Source organism: Pseudonocardia sp. DxW (assembly GCF_058448985.1).
In genome coordinates this window covers 120,117-136,472 of record NZ_JBZFLK010000010.1, presented here as the reverse complement: position 1 = coordinate 136,472, position 16,356 = coordinate 120,117, and the positions used below count along the sequence as shown (strand labels likewise).

At 73.1% G+C, this 16,356-nt stretch carries 14 protein-coding genes and 1 tRNA gene; 8 read left to right on the top strand and 7 right to left on the bottom strand.

The window, feature by feature from the left end:
* Nucleotides 1-105: 105 nt before the first annotated feature.
* The 5 genes from ACVJO7_RS17375 to ACVJO7_RS17355 all read left to right on the top strand — a co-directional run bounded on the left by ACVJO7_RS17375 (nt 106) and on the right by ACVJO7_RS17355 (nt 4,932).
* A complete protein-coding gene (locus ACVJO7_RS17375; protein WP_491673722.1) occupies nt 106-1,842 on the top strand; it encodes a sigma-54-dependent Fis family transcriptional regulator in 1,737 nt (578 codons plus the stop codon).
* Nucleotides 1,843-1,954: 112 nt separating this feature from the next.
* Nucleotides 1,955-2,740 (top strand): FadR/GntR family transcriptional regulator, encoded by a 786-nt coding sequence (locus ACVJO7_RS17370; RefSeq protein WP_491673721.1) that lies wholly within the window; start codon nt 1,955-1,957, stop codon nt 2,738-2,740.
* Between the two features lie 123 nt (nt 2,741-2,863).
* On the top strand, nt 2,864-3,481 hold the full coding sequence (locus tag ACVJO7_RS17365; protein WP_491673720.1) for a TetR/AcrR family transcriptional regulator: 618 nt from the start codon (nt 2,864-2,866) through the stop codon (nt 3,479-3,481).
* 117 nt (nt 3,482-3,598) lie between these two features.
* A complete protein-coding gene (locus ACVJO7_RS17360) occupies nt 3,599-3,733 on the top strand; it encodes a hypothetical protein (RefSeq protein ID WP_491673719.1) in 135 nt (44 codons plus the stop codon).
* A gap of 65 nt (nt 3,734-3,798) precedes the next feature.
* Nucleotides 3,799-4,932: a recombinase family protein gene (locus ACVJO7_RS17355; protein WP_491673836.1), complete on the top strand. Its 1,134-nt coding sequence runs from the start codon at nt 3,799-3,801 to the stop codon at nt 4,930-4,932.
* A gap of 5 nt (nt 4,933-4,937) precedes the next feature.
* Here ACVJO7_RS17355 and ACVJO7_RS17350 read toward each other — a convergent pair.
* Nucleotides 4,938-5,022, bottom strand: a tRNA-Leu gene (locus ACVJO7_RS17350).
* A 97-nt stretch (nt 5,023-5,119) separates the two neighbouring features.
* On the opposite strand from ACVJO7_RS17350, the gene ACVJO7_RS17345 reads away from it, so the two are divergent.
* The 3 genes from ACVJO7_RS17345 (at nt 5,120) to ACVJO7_RS17335 (ending at nt 7,838) form a co-directional block, all read left to right on the top strand.
* Nucleotides 5,120-6,463, top strand: coding sequence for a M20/M25/M40 family metallo-hydrolase (locus ACVJO7_RS17345; protein ID WP_491673718.1), 1,344 nt, complete (start codon nt 5,120-5,122; stop codon nt 6,461-6,463).
* Between the two features lie 171 nt (nt 6,464-6,634).
* Nucleotides 6,635-7,411: an SDR family oxidoreductase gene (locus tag ACVJO7_RS17340; RefSeq protein WP_491673717.1), complete on the top strand. Its 777-nt coding sequence runs from the start codon at nt 6,635-6,637 to the stop codon at nt 7,409-7,411.
* Nucleotides 7,412-7,457: 46 nt separating this feature from the next.
* A complete protein-coding gene (locus tag ACVJO7_RS17335) occupies nt 7,458-7,838 on the top strand; it encodes a VOC family protein (protein WP_491673716.1) in 381 nt (126 codons plus the stop codon).
* A 92-nt stretch (nt 7,839-7,930) separates the two neighbouring features.
* Here the strand turns inward: ACVJO7_RS17335 and ACVJO7_RS17330 are convergent, their stop codons facing one another.
* From ACVJO7_RS17330 to ACVJO7_RS17305, 6 genes are all read right to left on the bottom strand, one after another.
* Complete coding sequence (locus tag ACVJO7_RS17330; protein WP_491673715.1) at nt 7,931-8,515, bottom strand: HNH endonuclease signature motif containing protein; 585 nt, start codon at nt 8,513-8,515, stop codon at nt 7,931-7,933.
* Between the two features lie 611 nt (nt 8,516-9,126).
* Nucleotides 9,127-11,370, bottom strand: coding sequence for a glycosyl hydrolase (locus tag ACVJO7_RS17325; RefSeq protein ID WP_491673714.1), 2,244 nt, complete (start codon nt 11,368-11,370; stop codon nt 9,127-9,129).
* Nucleotides 11,367-12,104 (bottom strand): hypothetical protein, encoded by a 738-nt coding sequence (locus ACVJO7_RS17320; protein ID WP_491673713.1) that lies wholly within the window; start codon nt 12,102-12,104, stop codon nt 11,367-11,369. Before ACVJO7_RS17320 ends, ACVJO7_RS17325 begins: the two co-directional genes overlap by 4 nt.
* The gene (locus ACVJO7_RS17315; protein ID WP_491673712.1) at nt 12,101-14,743 is read right to left on the bottom strand and encodes a glycosyltransferase family 2 protein; all 2,643 of its coding nucleotides are present in this window, start codon (nt 14,741-14,743) and stop codon (nt 12,101-12,103) included. The genes ACVJO7_RS17320 and ACVJO7_RS17315 overlap by 4 nt, the downstream gene beginning before the upstream one ends.
* A gap of 229 nt (nt 14,744-14,972) precedes the next feature.
* A complete protein-coding gene (locus ACVJO7_RS17310; protein WP_491673711.1) occupies nt 14,973-15,263 on the bottom strand; it encodes a DUF5703 family protein in 291 nt (96 codons plus the stop codon).
* A gap of 103 nt (nt 15,264-15,366) precedes the next feature.
* On the bottom strand, nt 15,367-16,332 hold the full coding sequence (locus ACVJO7_RS17305) for an aldo/keto reductase (RefSeq protein ID WP_344023633.1): 966 nt from the start codon (nt 16,330-16,332) through the stop codon (nt 15,367-15,369).
* Nucleotides 16,333-16,356: the final 24 nt, after the last annotated feature.

The window sequence follows — 16,356 nt, the reverse complement described above, 5'->3', positions numbered from 1 at the left end:
GTCCCAGAAGGGGACACGGATTCCGGCATCAATCGGTATAATCTTTCCGTGCAGTACCGGCGACGGACGCCCCACTGGACGCCCGATGGACGCGGAGAGTGATCGATGACGATCCTTCAGCACGCGGTGGCCCATGAGCGGGAGGCATTCCTCGAGGGCCGCGCCCCGTGCACGACACGTCCGGAGATCGCCGTGTCCTGGCGTCGTTGTTCCTACCTCCACGTGCCGGTGGACACCATGAGGCCACGCTACGCCCCTGACTTCGATCACGAGGCACCCCTGGTGCGTGCAGCCCGCCCCGTGCTCGACCACGTCAACGAGCGGCTCGGGGACCTCGGCATCTCCTTCCTGCTCACCGACGCCTCCGCGCGCATCCTCGACCGCACGTCGTCGAACACACACCTGCTCGGCCGCCTCGACGCCGTGTCGGCGGCCGAGGGCTTCGTCTTCGCGGAGGGCGAGGTCGGCACCAACGGGGTCGGCACCGCGCTCGAACTCGGCCGGACGGTCCGGGTCGACGGCCACGAGCACTACGCGGAGGATCTTCACGAGTTCACCTGTGTCGGCGTCCCGATCCGAAGCGTGGACCGGCGGTTGCACGGCCTGCTCGACGTCACCTGCGCGGCCGACCACGACAACGTGCTCGTGGAGTACATCGCCGAGCAGACCGCGGAGCAGATCGAACAACGGCTGTGGGCGCAGCAGTCGGGGGCGGAACGGGCGCTGCTCGACCGGTTCGTGGCGGCCTCGCGACGCGTTCGTCACGACTTCTTCGTGATCAGCGAGCGACTGCTGATCAGCTCACCTCGTGCGGCCCAGCTTCTCGACGGTGCCGAGCAGTCATTGGTATGGGAGCAGGTCTCCCGGCTGCTGCGGTCGCCCGACGTCTCCGAGGCGGAGGTGGAGCTGCCGGACGGTCGAATGGTCGTGATGCACGGTGAATCGATGTGCGACGGCGGCGACGAGATCGGCGCGATCGTCGAGATCCGGGAGGCGCGCACCGAGTCGGGTTCCACCGGCGCCGGCCTGAGCCGGCCGTCCTCACTTCCCGGCCTCGTCGGGACCGACCCGGCGTGGCTGCGAGCGTGTCACGCGATCGCCGCACGCGCGCGCGACCGGGTCGTCGTCGTGTCCGGCGAACCGGGTGTGGGGAAGACGGCGGTGGCCGAAGCGGTTCATCGGCACCTGGGTGGCGACGGTCCGCTGCTCGTGCGCGATGCCGAATCGATGACGGTGGACGGCCCGTCGGCCTGGATGTCGAGTCTGCGGTCGGTTCTCGTCGGCGAGCCGGGCACCGTCGTCGTGAGGCACGCCGACGGGGTCTCGCCCGCAGCGCTGCGAACCGTCACGTCGATGTTGCACGGTGCCCGCGCGCACGGATGGCGCTGCCTGGCGACCGCCGGCACGCAGCCTGTCCCGATGACGGCCGGCCACGATGATCAGCGGTGCGCTGCGGTCGCGCTGCCGCCACTGCGCAACCGGACGAACGACATCCCGGCACTGGTCCGATCGTTCGCCGCGCCCCGGCGGCTGGCACCCGAGGTCGTCTCGCTTCTCATGCGGACGCCGTGGCCGGGCAACACACGCGACCTGCGCAGCGCGGTCGACCAGGCGCTGACCGTCACGCGGGGGAGCGAGGTGCACCTCGGTGACCTTCCCGACGAGCTGCGCGCCCGGGCCTACCGCCGCCGCATGAGCAGGTTCGAGCAGGCCGAGCTCAGCGCGATCATGGACGCGCTGAGCGAGGCGGCCGGCAACAAGAAGGCCGCGGCGTCGCTGCTGGGAATCTCCCGCTCGACGCTCTACCGCAAGTTGGAGGCGGCGGGAATCGGCCTCAACTAGGTCCGTCGCGCAACCGAGGAGGCGACTCCTTAGGCTGTTGCCGGGTACAGGATGGACGTTGTGTTCCTACTGCTGTGGTCCTGTCCCCTCGAACGGCAGGACGGAGGCAGGCGTGGACGGCGTTGATTCATCGGGCACCAGAGGTGTTGCGAGCGAGGCCCCGATGTACGGTCGCCGACAGCCGAGGCTGCCCAAGGCGTCCGACGTCCTGGCAGATCGGCTGCGCGCGCAGATCCTCGGCAACCAGATGCGGCCGGGCGAGCCCCTGCGGTCCGAGGCCACCCTCATCGCGGAGACGGGGTTCAGCCGGGGGACCGTGCGTGAGGCGTTGCGACTCCTCGAGTCCGACGGTCTGATCGAGATCCGGCGCGGGCCGCACGGCGGCATCAGGGTCGCCGAGCCCGACCTGAGCCAGGTCACCCGCTCGCTCGCTCTCCTGCTGACGATCTCCGGTACGACGATGCGGGCGTTCTCCGAGTTCCGCCAGCTCGTCGAACCCGCGGCGGCGGCTGCCGCCGCGCGAACGGCTTCCGAGGAGCAGCGTGCGTGGCTGCTCGCGCTCGCCGACGAAGGATCGTCGCCCAACGGTTCGTGGGAGCCGTCGGTCGAGTTCCACGAGGCGCTCGGGGTGTGCAGCAACAACGAGATCATCCGGGTGGTCATCGCGGCGTTCGGGCAGGAGCTGACCTGGCACGTTCCGGGAGAGCAGCTCTCCGCCCGTGACATGGAGGAAACCCGCCGGGCGCACCGCAGCATCGCGCAGGCAGTGTCGGCAGGTGACGCCGATCGCGCGGCGAAGGCGATGACTCGTCATCTGCAGCAGTTCGAGCGCGTGCTGGCCGCCAAGGGCCGCTTGGACCAGCCCGTCCTACCGCCGGAGCGCTGGCTGTCGAACTAGGTGTGACCCCGGGACGGCTCCGTTGCGGTCCCGGCGACTGGCGTACGAAGTTAGCGACGGCTAACGTGCGGACGGCTGGCGATGCGGGATCTGGACCCAGGGGGCACACGTGGATGCATGGGCATGGCCGTCGTGATTGCGAACGACGGCACCCGGTCGCAGCGGAAGTCCGCGTTGCTCCAGGCCGCGGCCGATCTGTTCGCGGCCAGGGGTTACCACGCGGTCAGCACCGACGACATCGGCCGTGCCGTCGGTATCTCGGGTCCGGGCGTGTATCGCCATTTCGGCAGCAAGGTCGAGTTGCTGACGACGCTGTGTGATGCGGCGATGGACCACCTCCTCGACGGATCCCGGGCCATCGTCGGGTCCGCTGGTGTCGGTTCAGCCGCAACCGCCCGGCTCGTCGAGTTCCACGTCGAGTTCGCAGCGACCGAGAGAGCACTGCTGGCGGTCTACCTGCGTGAGCAGCGGGAGCTCCCGGTCCGCGAGCTGCGACAGCTGCGGCGCCGCCAGCGCGAGTACGAAGGCGTCTGGTGCGCAGCCATCTCGGCGGAACGCGCGGACCTGGCCGAGCCCGACGTCCGCGCAGTGGTCAAAGTGGTGCTGTCGATGCTGAACGGGACCGCCTACATCAGGGACAGCATTCCGAGAGCACGCCTCGTCGGGCTTCTGGAGCAACTCGCCGCCGGAGCGCTCGGCGGTGTCGGGATCGACATCGGCGGTCGCACCGCTGCTGGTTGAGCGCTCGTCGGCGGTTCGAGGACGGTAGCTGCGAGGGCTGGCTTCACGACCGAATGCTGACCGTCGAGGACAACGGGGCTCGGTCCCGAGCGGTGACGGGCCCGCGTTCCGCAGCTCATGGTCCCGTTCCCGAACCTGGGCTCACTCGCCGAGCTCAACACCGTTCTCGCCACTGCTGATGTCCTCGACGCCGCCCCGGTGATCACCGCGACCACGGCCCGGCCACACGCGAGCGCCACGGTGGATGCCTGAAGTGACCCCCGTCAGCCGATGTCGAGGGCCGGTTCCTCGGCGGAAGACCGCCCTACGGCTACCGGCTGGCAGATGCCGGACCGCATCCGAACCCGGCGAAGGCCGCCGACGGTCGGCGGCTCCGCGTCCTCGAGCCGGACCCGGCGGCTGGGCCGGTCGTCAAACGGATCTTCGCCGAGTACCTCGACGGCCTCGGGATCTTCACGATCGCCGAAGGGCTAACCAGGGACGGAATCCTCTGCCCGTCCGCGCACGACCCCGCGCGCAACCGGCACCGCTCGGGCGCCGCCGGGTCGAAGGGGGCGATCCGGGTAGTTCTCGGCAACGCGCGCTACACCGGCCGCCAGGTCTGGAACAAGCAGCGTATGGACGAGGTGCTCATCGACGTGGATGACGTCGCACTCGGCCACGAGCCCCGGCTTCGGTGGAACGACCGGGACGCGTGGGTGTGGTCCTCGGGCGTCGTGCACGAGCCGCTGATCGGCATCGACGACTTCCAGAACGCGCAGGACATGCTCGCCGGAGGCGGGCGCGCCAAGTCTCGGACGCGCGAACGGGTCCGGCGGCCCTACGTCCTTCGGGGTCTCCTGCACTGTGGGGTCTGCGACCGTCGGATGCAGGGACAGTGGAATCACAACCGGCCCTACTACCGCTGTCGCTATCCACGTGAGTACGCCCTGGCGAACACTGTGGAACACCCAGGAAACGTCTATGTCGCGGAGGACGACGTCCTGCCCGCGCTGGACGGATGGCTGGCCGGGCTCTTCGAGCCGGACCAGATCGAGCGGACGGTGACGGCGATGGTGCGCTCCCAGCCCGATGCGAGGTCAGACCCCGCCGCCAACGACGCCGCACGAGTTGCCGCCGAGTGCGACGCGAAGCTCGCCCGATACCGCGCCGCGCTGGAAGCCGGTACCGATCCTGCGTTGGTCGCGATCTGGACCGCCGAGGTGCAGGCGCACCGGGCGGCCGCGCTCGCGCGAGTTCGTAACCGCACCCGAACCCAGCACGACCCGATGAACGAAGCTGACATCCACAAGCTGGTTGAAGCGCTCGGTGATGTGCGCGCCGTCCTCGGCCGAGCCGCTACTGACGACCGTGCAGCTGTCCACCGCCAGCTCGGCCTGCGGTTGACGTACGCACCTGAACTCCGCACGGTGCGCGCCGCGATCGAGATCAGCGCGCACTCGTGGGGTTAGGTCTGTGTCCGAGGGGGGACTTGAACCCCCACCCCCTAATACGGGGACTAGCACCTCAAGCTAGCGCGTCTGCCATTCCGCCACTCGGACGCCACGATCTCTCGATCGCGTGCCGGAGAAGCATAACCGAGCGTCCCGGAGGGGTTGCGGCCGGGTCGTCCGGAACGCCGGTGGTAGGAAGACGCCCATGACCGGCGACCCGAACGACACACCCACCAGCGAGGCGGCCAGCGCCGAGGCGGAGGTCGTCCAGCTCTGTTCGGAGCTGATCCGGATCGACACGACCAACACCGCCGATCCGGAGACTCTCGCCGGGGAGGCGGAGGCCGCCGACTACGTCGCGGCCAAGCTGACCGAGGCCGGCTACGAGGTCGAGATCGTCCAGTCCGGCATGCCGAAACGGATGAACGTGATCGCGCGGCTCGCCGGGGCCGACCGGTCCCGGGGTGCGCTACTGATGCACGGCCATCTCGATGTCGTCCCGGCGGACGCGAGCGAGTGGTCGGTGCACCCGTTCTCCGGTGCGGTGCAGGACGGCTACGTGTGGGGCCGCGGTGCCGTCGACATGAAGGACATGGACGCGATGATGCTGGCGGTGGCCCGCCGCTTCAAGCGTGAGGGTGTCGTCCCGCCGCGGGACATCGTGTGGGCGTTCGTCGCCGACGAGGAGGCCGGCGGCAAGTGGGGCGCCCAGTGGCTTGTGGAGAACCGGCCCGACCTGTTCGAGGGCTGCACCGAGGCGGTCGGCGAGGTCGGCGGCTTCTCGCTGACCCTCGGCGAGGACCAGCGGGCCTACCTCATCGAGACCGCCGAGAAGGGCATCGCCTGGATGCGGCTGCGGGCGAAGGGCAAGCCCGGCCACGGCTCCTTCCTGCACGACGACAACGCCGTCACGATCCTCGCCGAGGCCGTCGCGCGGCTCGGCAACCACACGTTCCCGCTGGTCGTGACGCCCACGGTGCGGGCGTTCCTGGACCGGATGACCGAATTCACCGGCGTCGAGTACCCGGAGGACGATCTCGAGGGCGCACTGGCGAAGCTCGGCCCGATCTCCCGCATCATCGGCGCCACCGTCCGGGACACCGCGAACCCGACGATGCTCAACGCCGGGTACAAGGCGAACGTCATCCCCTCGACGGCGGAGGCGGTCGTCGACTGCCGGGTGCTGCCCGGCCGCGAGGAGGCGTTCCTCGCCGAGGTCGACGAGCTGCTCGGGCCCGACGTCGAGCGGGAGTGGGTCACCGACCTGCCGGCGGTGGAGACGCCGTTCGAGGGGCCGCTCACCGACGCCATGCAGGCCGCGTTGCGGACCGAGGACCCGACGGCCGAGATCGTGCCCTACATGCTGTCCGGCGGGACCGACGCGAAGGCGTTCTCGGCGCTCGGGATGAAGTGCTACGGCTTCGCGCCGCTGCGGCTGCCCCCTGAGCTGGACTTCGCCTCGCTGTTCCACGGCATCGACGAGCGGGTCCCGGTGGACGCGCTGACGTTCGGGACCCGGGTGCTGGACCGCTTCCTCCGGACGGCGTGACGGGCGGGCGGTGCCGGAGGGTTTGGGACGGACGGACGGGCTGTGCTGGACGGGCGGTGACGGACCGGCAGTGCTCTTGCGGACGGTGCCGTGCGGCGCGGTTCGTACGGCCGGCCGTACCCGGCCCGTCCGGCTTTCCTCGCGGCGCCCGGATCGGGCAGGGTGACCGGCATGGATCTCTCGGGCAGGGTCGCCCTGGTCACCGGCGGCGCATCGGGCATCGGTGCGGCGGCCGTGGACCGGCTGGTGGGGGCAGGTGGGCAGGTCGCGGTGGTGGATCTCGACGGGGACGGCGCCGTCGCCGTGGCGGGCCGGTCGGGCGGGCTCGCCGTGCAGGCCGACGTCACCGATCCCGGGGCGATGCCCGCGGCGGTCGCGGAGGTGGAGGAGCGGTTCGGCCGGCTCGACGTGGTACTGCTCAACGCCGGGATCACCGCTCGTCAGTCGGGCGTCGAGGACCTGGACGTGGTGGAGTACCGGCGGATCGTCGGCGTCAACCTCGATCACGTCGTGTTCGGGCTGGCCGCCGCCGTCCCGGCGCTGCGCCGCGCCGGTGGCGGGAACATCGTGGCGACCGCGTCGCTGGCCGGGCTGGTTCCGCTGCCGGGTGACGCGCTGTACGCGGCGACCAAGCACGCGGTCGTCGGGTACGTACGGTCTGCCGCGGATCCCCTGCTGGCGCACGGGATCCGGGTGAACGCGGTCTGTCCCGGCTTCGCGGACACCCCGTTGCTGGCCGAGGTGCGGGAGCAGTTCGGGGACTTCCCGATGCTGTCGGCCGACGACGTCGCCGCGGCCGTCGAGCAGGTCCTGGACCGCGGCGAGCCGGGGGAGTGCTGGTTCGTGCAGCCGGGCCGTGATCCCGCGCCCTACGGGTTCCGCGGGGTGCCGAGCCCGCGCGGCGCGGGGCGTCCGCCCGAGGTCGGGCTGCACGGCAGCCGATCCTGAGCCGGGGGTTGACCTCGACCGAGGTCGAGGTCGCACCGTGGTGTGCATGGCAGATCTGAACCACACCATCGTCCACTCCCGGGACAAGCGTGCCGGGGCCGCGTACCTGGCCGGGATCCTCGGGCTCGCCGAGCCGCAGCCGTTCGGGCCGTTCCAGGTCGTCGAGACCGCGAACGGGGTGAGCCTCGACTATCTCGACGCCGCAGCGGGCGCGGAGATCGCGTCGCAGCACTACGCGTTCCTGCTCTCGGACGCCGAGTTCGACTCCGCGTTCGCCCGGATCCGGGAGCGGGGCGGCGCGTACTGGGCCGATCCGGGTCGGTCCCGGCCCGGCGAGGTCAACACCGACGACGGTGGCCGGGGCGTCTACTTCGAGGACCCGTCGGGTCACCTGATGGAGATCCTGACGGTGCCCTACGGCGGCTGACCGCCCGACCATGTGGCCGCGGGTACGCGCCACCGCCCCGTCCGGAGCCGGTGGGGCGACCGTCGCCGGCGCCGGATCCGTGTCGCGCCACATCAGAACGGTGGCTCGGCGGTACCGGTGGCGAGCCGGTCGGCGAGCCCCGGGTCACGCAACAGCGCGAGTACCCCCGGTCCGCGCCGTGCGGCCCCGGTGGGCCCGACCGGCCCGACCGGCCCGACCGGAGACGGATCGGCGACGTGCACGTGCCCGGACGGGGCGGTCCACCGGGTGCTGCCGTCCGGGAGCAGGCGCACCTGCCATCCGGGACTGTGCTTGAGCCGGTGGTGGCTGCGGCACAGCGGATGCAGGTTGTCGGCACTGGTCGGACCGGAGTCGCGGTCCGGATCGTGCGGGACGACATGGTCGAGATCGCAGCGATGCGCAGGGACCTGGCACCCCGGATGGGTGCACGTGGGATGCCGCGCCCGCACCAGCTCGGTCAGCGCCGCATCGGGCCGGTACCGGGTGGTGTCGCGGTGCAGGACGCGGCCGCTGACCGGATCGGTGATCAGCCGGTACCAGACGCTCCCGGCCGCGAAGGCCAGCGCGCGGGCATCCGCAGCCGGGATCGGGCCGTGACCGGCGAGCTCGGCGGGATCCTCGTCGGCACCGAGCAGGGTGTCGAGCGGCACGGTCACGTTGATCCGCACCGAGATCGCGGGGGCGGCGGCTGTCGGATGCCGGCCGGGGTGGGCGAGACGCCGGGTACTCCGGCCGGGTTGGGTGCGGCGCCGGGTGCCTCGGCCGGGTTGGGTGCGGCGCCGGGTACCCCGGCCGGAGTGGGGGCGACATCGCGCGTCCCGGCCGGACCCGCCTGGACGCCGGGTGCGCCAGCCGGCGTGGCCGGGCATCCGCCGGAGTCGTCGTCGACGGCGAGAGCCGTCCGGCCGGCCGGACGGTCGCGCCGACCGTCGGCGCTGGGAGACGGCTGTGCGGGTGCTGCGCCGTGGGCGCCGGCGACGGCCGCCGAACCCTCGCTGACGTGCCCGGTGGGATGCAGGACCAGATCGGTGAGCGCGTCGGCGCGGCGCTGGTCCATCGTGCGGGTGTCGGCGCCGCCGTGGCACGGGCGGCGCCGGGCGGGCCGGACCGCCGGGCGCCCCGGCGGGCGCGGGAGCCGGGATCCGCGACCGGGAGTGTGGTGTTCCTGCTGGTGGAGGTGCCGCTGTCGAACATGTGGTCGAGCATGCCGGGTGCCCCTGACAGGAACGGCCCCGTTTTCGTCCCCTGTGGACAACTCCGGCCAGGATCACCCGGACGGCCCAGCGGTCCCGGAGTCAGCGTTCCCGGGCTCACGCTGCGCCAGGATCCAGGCCGTCAGGTACGAACGTGAGTTGCCGTCGTCGATCCGCTCGTCCGGCAGCGCCCGTGCCGCCGTGGCCGCCCCGTCCGGGTCGGCCAGCGCGAGGTACATCAGGATCGAGTCGGCGTAGGGGACGTCGAAGCCGGCCGGCGTCGCGGCGGCGACGTTCTGCCTGATCCGCTCCGGATCGCCGCGCAGATACTCCGCGACCGGCGACATCGGGATCAGCTGGATCGCCAGGATCGCCGACGGCTCGGCGGAGAACCACGTCGCATGGTCCCGCTTGCCGCCCCAGTTGATGCCGATCACGCCGTGCGCGAACCCGGGGAACGGCGAGAGGTCCGGTTCCACCCAGTACCGCATCGCCGACGCGGCCTCGCGGGACAGCATCGCCACCGCCCGGTCGCGCTGCGCGGTGTTCCCGCGCAGCTCCGCCCACAGCGCCAGACCGTTGTACGCGGAGACCGACTCGGAGCTGGACTCCTGGTTGTTGCCGTCCCCGAACGGGCTGAACCCGGACGCCCAGGAGTGCCCGGCGAACGCGTCGAAGGCCCGGTACTCGGGGAACAGGGGTGTCCGCTCCGGGCTGCCGACGTCGGCGGCCAGCAGGTCGATCACCGGGCCGATGCGGTCGACGAGCGCCGGATCGTCCCGGCCGACCAGTGCGGCGGCGTAGAGGAAGTAGCCGTAGTGGAACTGGTGGTCGTTGAACTCCTCGGAGCCGAACGAGGTCTCCAGCCCGACCATGCCGCGGACCGCCGGGTCGTAGACGAAGCAGTGCGTGCTCCGCCCGGCGCACCCGGCGGGATCGGCCCACCGTTCCAGCAGCGGGACGAGCTGGTCGCGCACCCGCTGGGCGGTCGGCTCCATGCCCAGGTCGGACGTCAGCCGCATCAGCGTCGCCGCCCGGACCAGCTGCTTCCCGCCGAAGTAGGTGTCGGCGGCGTCCAGCGTCAGCTCGGCGACGTCGCGTTCGACGAGAGTGGCGAGCTCGGCGCGACCGGCGTCGTCGACGCCGGACAGGTCCAGCGCGCCGGACGGCGCCAGCACCGGATCGGCGACGGTGAGCGTCGAGGTGCGGCACACCGGCATCGGCCCGTGGACGGTGGCGAACCGGCCGACCGGATCGCATCCGGCGGCCGCACCCGGCATCGGTCCCGCGATGGTGTCGCCGCCCTCGGTGCGGTAGGTCAGGGTGGAGCGGACCGTGTCGCCCGCGACGTCCTCGGTCACCGTTCCGCCGGTCACCGGGACGCGCGCGGCGTCGGCGAACACCGCCGGGTCGCCGTCCGGCGGGACCGCGTAGAACGTCGCCGATCCGCCGGCCGGCAGGCTCAGCGCGGAGCCGGTCAGCTCGCCGTCGGTGACGACGCCGTAGCGGCCGTCCCGGATCAGGACCGTCCCGTCGGCGTCCAGCGGCTGCGGCCCGATCGTGAGGTCCTGCGCGGTCGTCGCGGTGTAGTGGACGAACGGCGAGCCACGGGTGATGACCAGCCGGCCGGTCTCGGCGCCGCCTGCGGTGAGCATCGCGACGGTGACGGTCAGGTCGTCGTAGGCGACGACGCGCAGGTCGCTGGTCCCGAGCGGGACGTCCAGCGCCGGGGTGTGCGAGCCGAAGATCGTCGAGCCGTCGGCGCGCACCTCCGGCAGCCCGAGGGACAGGCCGTCGACGCGGACCCCCACGGACAGCGGCAGCGGGAACACCGGCTCCGGCTGGTCGGGGAACACCAGCCCGGAGAACCAGCGGTTGGTCGGCGGGACCTGGCCGTCCGCGAGCCGCATCGCCGGCGGGACACCGACCGAGCGCTGCGGGAGCCCGGCGACCGACGCGGCGATCGCCGGATCACCGGCGGTGGTCCCGGCCCGATCGTCGGTACCGGGCAGCAGCCGCACGCCGGCCACACCGGCGACGATCGCGACCACGGCGACGGTGAGCAGCACGACCAGCCTCCGTGAGCGGCGGGGACGACCGGGTCGCGGGGCGGCCGGCGGCCGGCGGGGGACCGCGGCGCGGACCGGGACGGTCGGCGAGTCCGTTCCGGGCGCAGGCGGGCCGGCCGGCGGCTGCCGCGGGTGCGGGACGGGGCCGGACGCCTCCGGGGCGTCGGCGCTGCGCCGTCGCCGGCCGCCGGACGGGGCGGGGACGTCGACCGACCAGGCGCCGGGATGGTCGGCGGAGTGCCGGCTCACGGCGCGAACCCGCCGAAGCCGGTGAGCTCGGTGATCCAGGTGGACGCCCGGGTCACGACGTTGTCGTTGCGCAGGTGCAGGGTCGCCTGGACGGGCGTCCCGACGGCGAAGAGCCCGTCGGCCGTCGAGTCCGCGAGTTCCGGGCTGTAGGCCTGCACGACGGTGCGGGCCTCGCCGTTCTCGGTGCTGACCTGCACCCGGCCGGCCTGCGCGGTGATCCGCCCGTTGTCCGGCAGGACGACGTCGACGGTCGCGTTCGGCGGCAGCCGGGCGTAGTCCGGTGCGGTGAGGATGAACTCGGCCTCGATGTAGAGCGACCCGGCCCGCTGCACCGTCGCCAGCTCCGAGTTGGCGGCCACGAACGCGCCGACCGCGTAGCCGACGGACTCCACCCGGCCCGGGTCGGTGGCGGTCACGACGAGGGTGCTGCCGTCCTTGATGCCGTAGGGCACCCGGGCCGGGTCGAGCAGACCCTGCTGCAGGTCGCGGGCCAGGGTGGCGCTCTGCACCTCGAACATCGGCTGTCCGACGGCGACCTCGTCGCCGACCTGGACCAGCTGCGCGGTGACGGTGCCGGAGTAGTCGGTCCCGACCGGGTAGCTCTGCGCGTTGAGCGCCGCGGAGTGGCCGCGGACCACGCCGTTGCGGGCGTTCAGGGTCATCGTCAGGACCGCGACCAGCAGCAGCACCGTGGTGATGCCCAGCCCCAGCCGCAGTCTGCGCCCGGCGCTCACCGGCCGCTCCGGGCGTGCCGGGACACGACCCGGGTGGGCAGCGGGTGCGGGCCGCTCGCGGTCTCCCGGGGCCGCGGGATCCGGGGGGCTGCGGGGGCGGGGGCGGAGCGGGCGCCGGGGGGCGTCCCCGGGTCGCGCCGGTGCGGTGCCGGTGCGGCAGCGTGCCGGCGCGGTACCGGGTCGTGGTCGTGACCGTGCGGCGCCGGGTGGTGGTCGTGCCGGTGGGGGGCCGGGTCATGGTCCTGCCGGTGCGGTGCCGGGTCGTGCCGGTGCGGCGCGGCGCGACCCTCCGGGGACCGGGGTGCGGTGGGGGAGTGGGACGCCCCGTCGGCAGCGGTGGATGTGGCCACGGCGGAGCGTGGGGCGCCGTTGGACCGGGTGCCGTTGGACCGTGGGGCACCCGTGGGGTGCGCGGCCCCGGTGGAGCGGGAGCCGCCGTCGGCGCCGGCCGGTGCGGCGCCGGCCTGCATGCCGGACGGGCCGGTGAAGGCGGGCGCGGCGATGGCGTCGGGGAGGACCGGGCGGGGGCCGGTCGCCGGGCCGGACCGGGCCCGGCGGCGGGCCCGGTCCGGTACCGGACCGGTGCCGGCGCGGACCGGCTCGACCGGCCCGGACGGCGGCCCGGCCACCCGATCCCGCCGTGGATCACCGGCTGCCCCGGGCACAGACCCGGCCCCAGGGACGGACCCAGGACCCGGACCAGGACCAGGTGCGACCGCGGCCCCGGCCAGGGCCGGTCGGGGAAGGGCGTGCGGTCCGGTCGTCGGGTGCGGGCCGGTGCGGCGGCCGGATCCTGCGGCCGTCCCGCCGCCACCCGCCGAGCGCGTCGCGGGCGGGGAGCCGGGCGACACCCGTCCGGCGGGCACCGGGAGCGCCGCGGAGCGGACCCGCGGCGCGGGCAGCACCGGTGTCCGCACCGTGCGGTCGTGCTCGCCGGCCGGTGCCCGGCCGAGCCTGCGCAGCCGGTCCAGCGCCCGGGCCTCGGCGCGGATCTGCCGGGACTCGCGGACCGCGGTCGCCACGAACGCCCCGATCACGGCGGTGTTGAGCAGGTTCCAGAACAGTGCCAGGTCGAACGTCCGCATCTGCTGTGCCTGCCACAGCCCGACCACCGACGTCGCCGCCAGGAACACGAACGCCAGCACCTGCGGGCCGATGAACGCGAACGGCGAGTTCCGCACCCCCTTGCGCCCGGTCACGCTCCACGCCTGGTCCCGGCGCAGCAGCGCGTTCACGAACGCCTTGACGTAGATCGGGAACGACGCCGACGCGAGCAGCAGCGTCTCCCAGCGGAACGAGCCGATCGTGAACAGCGCGACCGCGACCTGCATGAAGTAGAAGCCTGCGTAGTACAGCACCCAGGTGAGCACCGGGACGTCCGGCGAGATCGGGGTGATCCCGAAGTAGATCTGCATCGGCGGCACCAGCAGCAGCAGCCCGGGCGCGATGCCGACCAGGTAGAACGTCGCCGTCCCCAGGTACTGCAGCCGCTGGTCCAGGGTGAGGTTGCGGCCGCGGCCCATCGGGTTCGCCCGCAGCAGGATCTCGAACCCGCCGGTGGCCCACCGCAGCTGCTGCTTGGTGTAGCTCTCGATGGTCTCCGGGGTGTGCCCGACGGCGAGCTCGAGGCCGATGTAGACCGACCGCCAGCCGCGCTCGTGCAGCTTCATCGACGTCCACACGTCCTCGGACTTCGACTCCTGCCAGATCCCGCCGATCTCGTCGACCGCGGCCCGCCGGAACACCACGTTGGTGCCGACGCAGAACGCGGCGTTGAACCGGTTCTTGCCGGGCTGGGTGAACTTGTAGAAGACCGTCTGCATGTAGCCGGCACCGCGCGAGATCAGCCCGCCCAGGTTGCCGTAGGTCTGCGGTGTCTGGACGAACGCGACGTCCCCGTCGGCGAAGAAGGGGACCGTCTCGTGGAGGAAGTCCCGGCGGGCGACGAAGTCGGCGTCGAGGATGACGAACAGCTCGCCGTCGGTCACCGACAGCGCGTGGTTGATGTTGCCGGCCTTCGCGTGCGCGTTGCCCTCCCGCGCGGTGTACTCCGCGCCCAGCTCGGCGGCCAGCTCGCGGACGGCCGCGGACTTGCCGTCGTCGAGCACGTACACGGTGTGCTCGCCGTCCATCGCGACCGCCGCGGCGACGGTGCGCCGGATGTCGGCGAGCGACTCGCCGTAGGTGGTGACGAAGACGTCGACCCGGACCGGCACGCCGCCGAGGTGCAGCGGATCGGCGCGCCGGCCGATCCCGATGGCCCGGGTGGACTCGCCGTCGGCTCCGTCGCCACCGCCGTAGAGCCTGCGCTGCGCCTCGTTGAAGGTGAAGTCCCGCGGGTCGTAGCCGCTGGACAGGATGGTCCACAGGGACAGCAGCGCCTGCAGCACGATGATCGACTCGGCCAGCAGCACCAGGGTGTACGCGGGCCAGTCGCCCCGGTTGGAGAAGTCGAACAGGAACACCGTGTACGCGAGCACGCCCAGGGCCGCGACCAGCACGATCGCCATCAGCGACGGCGAGGCGGCCACGTCCTGGCTGCGGGTGCGGCGATGGTCCCCGGCCGGTGCGGGGCCGGGGCGCGGGGCCGGGCCGGCGGGACCGGCGGGTGCGGCGGGCCGCGAACGGCGGACGGGCATGAGGACGTACTCCGGGGGTGGGTCGCGAGCAGTCCCTGGACGTCCTCGGCCTGGGCACCGGGCGAAACGGATCGGGCAGCACCGGTGCCGGAGTCGGGGAGCGGCAGGTGGCGCGGACCTCATCCTTTCGGGTGATGCTACCGCGGCACAAGGTCGTGAGATTCACGCTCCGTGCTGTTAACGCGGAGCGTGATCACCTCGATGGGCGGGTGTTACCGGCGGGAACGCCTCAGATCGTCGGCTCGGGGAGCAGCCCGACGTCACGGTGGGTGAGTCGGCGCCGGAGCACGACCTTCCGGACGCCGCCGGGATAGAGCCGCAGCCGGGACAGCTCCCAGCCGGAGAACTCGGCCTGGACGGCGAGCCGGACCGACGCGGTGAGCCGGGTGACGTCGCCGTCGATCCGTACCGGGCGGTACTCGTAGCGGTCGTCGATCCAGCTCTCGCCGTCGCGGGTGCCGGTCGGCCGGGCCCCGCCCCGGCGATTCCCGTCGACGTCCTCCGGCCCGCTCTCCGCCATCCGTGCCTCCCGGAACCCGCTGCCCCGCCGTGTGCCGCCCCGGGTACCCACCGGGTGCCCCCACCATAGGCGCGCTCGGCGCCGCGGATCCACCGCCGGAGCGCTACCGGACGGGGTCGCTCACGTCGTCCAGCGCGGTCCGGATCTCGGCGGGCAACGTCACGTCCTCGGCGGCCAGCGACGCCCGCAGCTGCGCCGCGTCCCGCGCCCCGACGACCGCGGTCGCCACCCCCGGCCGGTCCCGCACCCAGGTCAGGGCGACCACCAGCGGCGACGTGCCGAGCCCGTCCGCCGCGGTCAGCACCGACTGCACGATCCGGGCCGAGTGCTCGGTGCGCCGGGCCTCGACGTAGGACGCCAGCAGCGCGCTCGCGGCGCGCGAGTCGGCCGGCGTGCCGTCGGTGTACTTCCCGGTGAGCACGCCGCGCCCGAGCGGGGCCCAGGCCAGGATCCCGAGCCCGTGGTAGCGCGCCGCCGGCAGCAGCTCGGCCTCCGGCTCGCGGGCCAGCAGCGAGTACTCGACCTGTGTCGACACCGGCCTGGCCACCGCCGGGTCCGGCCCGGCGCCCGCACCGGCCGCGACCGTCGCGAGCTGCCAGCCCTGCGGCGCGACCAGCCCGGCGTAGCGCACCCGTCCCGAGTACACGGCGACCTGCACCGCGGACAGCATCTCGTCCACCGGTACCCGCGGGTCCCAGCCCGGGAACTGCCACAGGTCCAGGTGGTCGACGCCGAGCCGGCGCAGGGTGCCGTCCAGCGAGCGCAGCAGCGCCGCCCGGGACGCCCGCGCCGGGCCGCCGCCCCGGCCGGGCGCGTCGATCGCGGTGCCCCGCCCGGCGAGCACCACGTCGTCGCGGGCGACCGTGCCGCGCAGCAGCCCGCCGAGCACCTGCTGGGCGGCGCCGCCACCGTAGTCGTCGGCCGTCTCGACGAACGTCCCACCGGCGTCCACGAACGCCCGCAGCTGCGCGCCCGCCTCGTCCGGTGAGGTGTCCTCGCCCCAGGTCATCGTGCCCAGGCCGATCCGGGACACCTCCAGACCGCTGGAGCCGACGGGTCTGCGCTGCACGGGGCACGAGCCTAGGCCCGGAGG

What these genes read in the sequence shown, in the direction of transcription:
- ACVJO7_RS17375 (WP_491673722.1), top strand. Translation starts at nt 106, where the DNA reads ATGACGATCCTTCAGCACGCGGTGGCCCATGAGCGGGAGGCATTCCTC.
- ACVJO7_RS17365 (WP_491673720.1), top strand. Translation starts at nt 2,864, where the DNA reads ATGGCCGTCGTGATTGCGAACGACGGCACCCGGTCGCAGCGGAAGTCC.
- ACVJO7_RS17360 (WP_491673719.1), top strand. Translation starts at nt 3,599, where the DNA reads ATGGTCCCGTTCCCGAACCTGGGCTCACTCGCCGAGCTCAACACCGTT.
- ACVJO7_RS17345 (WP_491673718.1), top strand. Translation starts at nt 5,120, where the DNA reads ATGACCGGCGACCCGAACGACACACCCACCAGCGAGGCGGCCAGCGCC.
- ACVJO7_RS17340 (WP_491673717.1), top strand. Translation starts at nt 6,635, where the DNA reads ATGGATCTCTCGGGCAGGGTCGCCCTGGTCACCGGCGGCGCATCGGGC.
- ACVJO7_RS17335 (WP_491673716.1), top strand. Translation starts at nt 7,458, where the DNA reads ATGGCAGATCTGAACCACACCATCGTCCACTCCCGGGACAAGCGTGCC.
- ACVJO7_RS17315 (WP_491673712.1), bottom strand. Translation starts at nt 14,743, where the DNA reads ATGCCCGTCCGCCGTTCGCGGCCCGCCGCACCCGCCGGTCCCGCCGGC.
- ACVJO7_RS17310 (WP_491673711.1), bottom strand. Translation starts at nt 15,263, where the DNA reads ATGGCGGAGAGCGGGCCGGAGGACGTCGACGGGAATCGCCGGGGCGGG.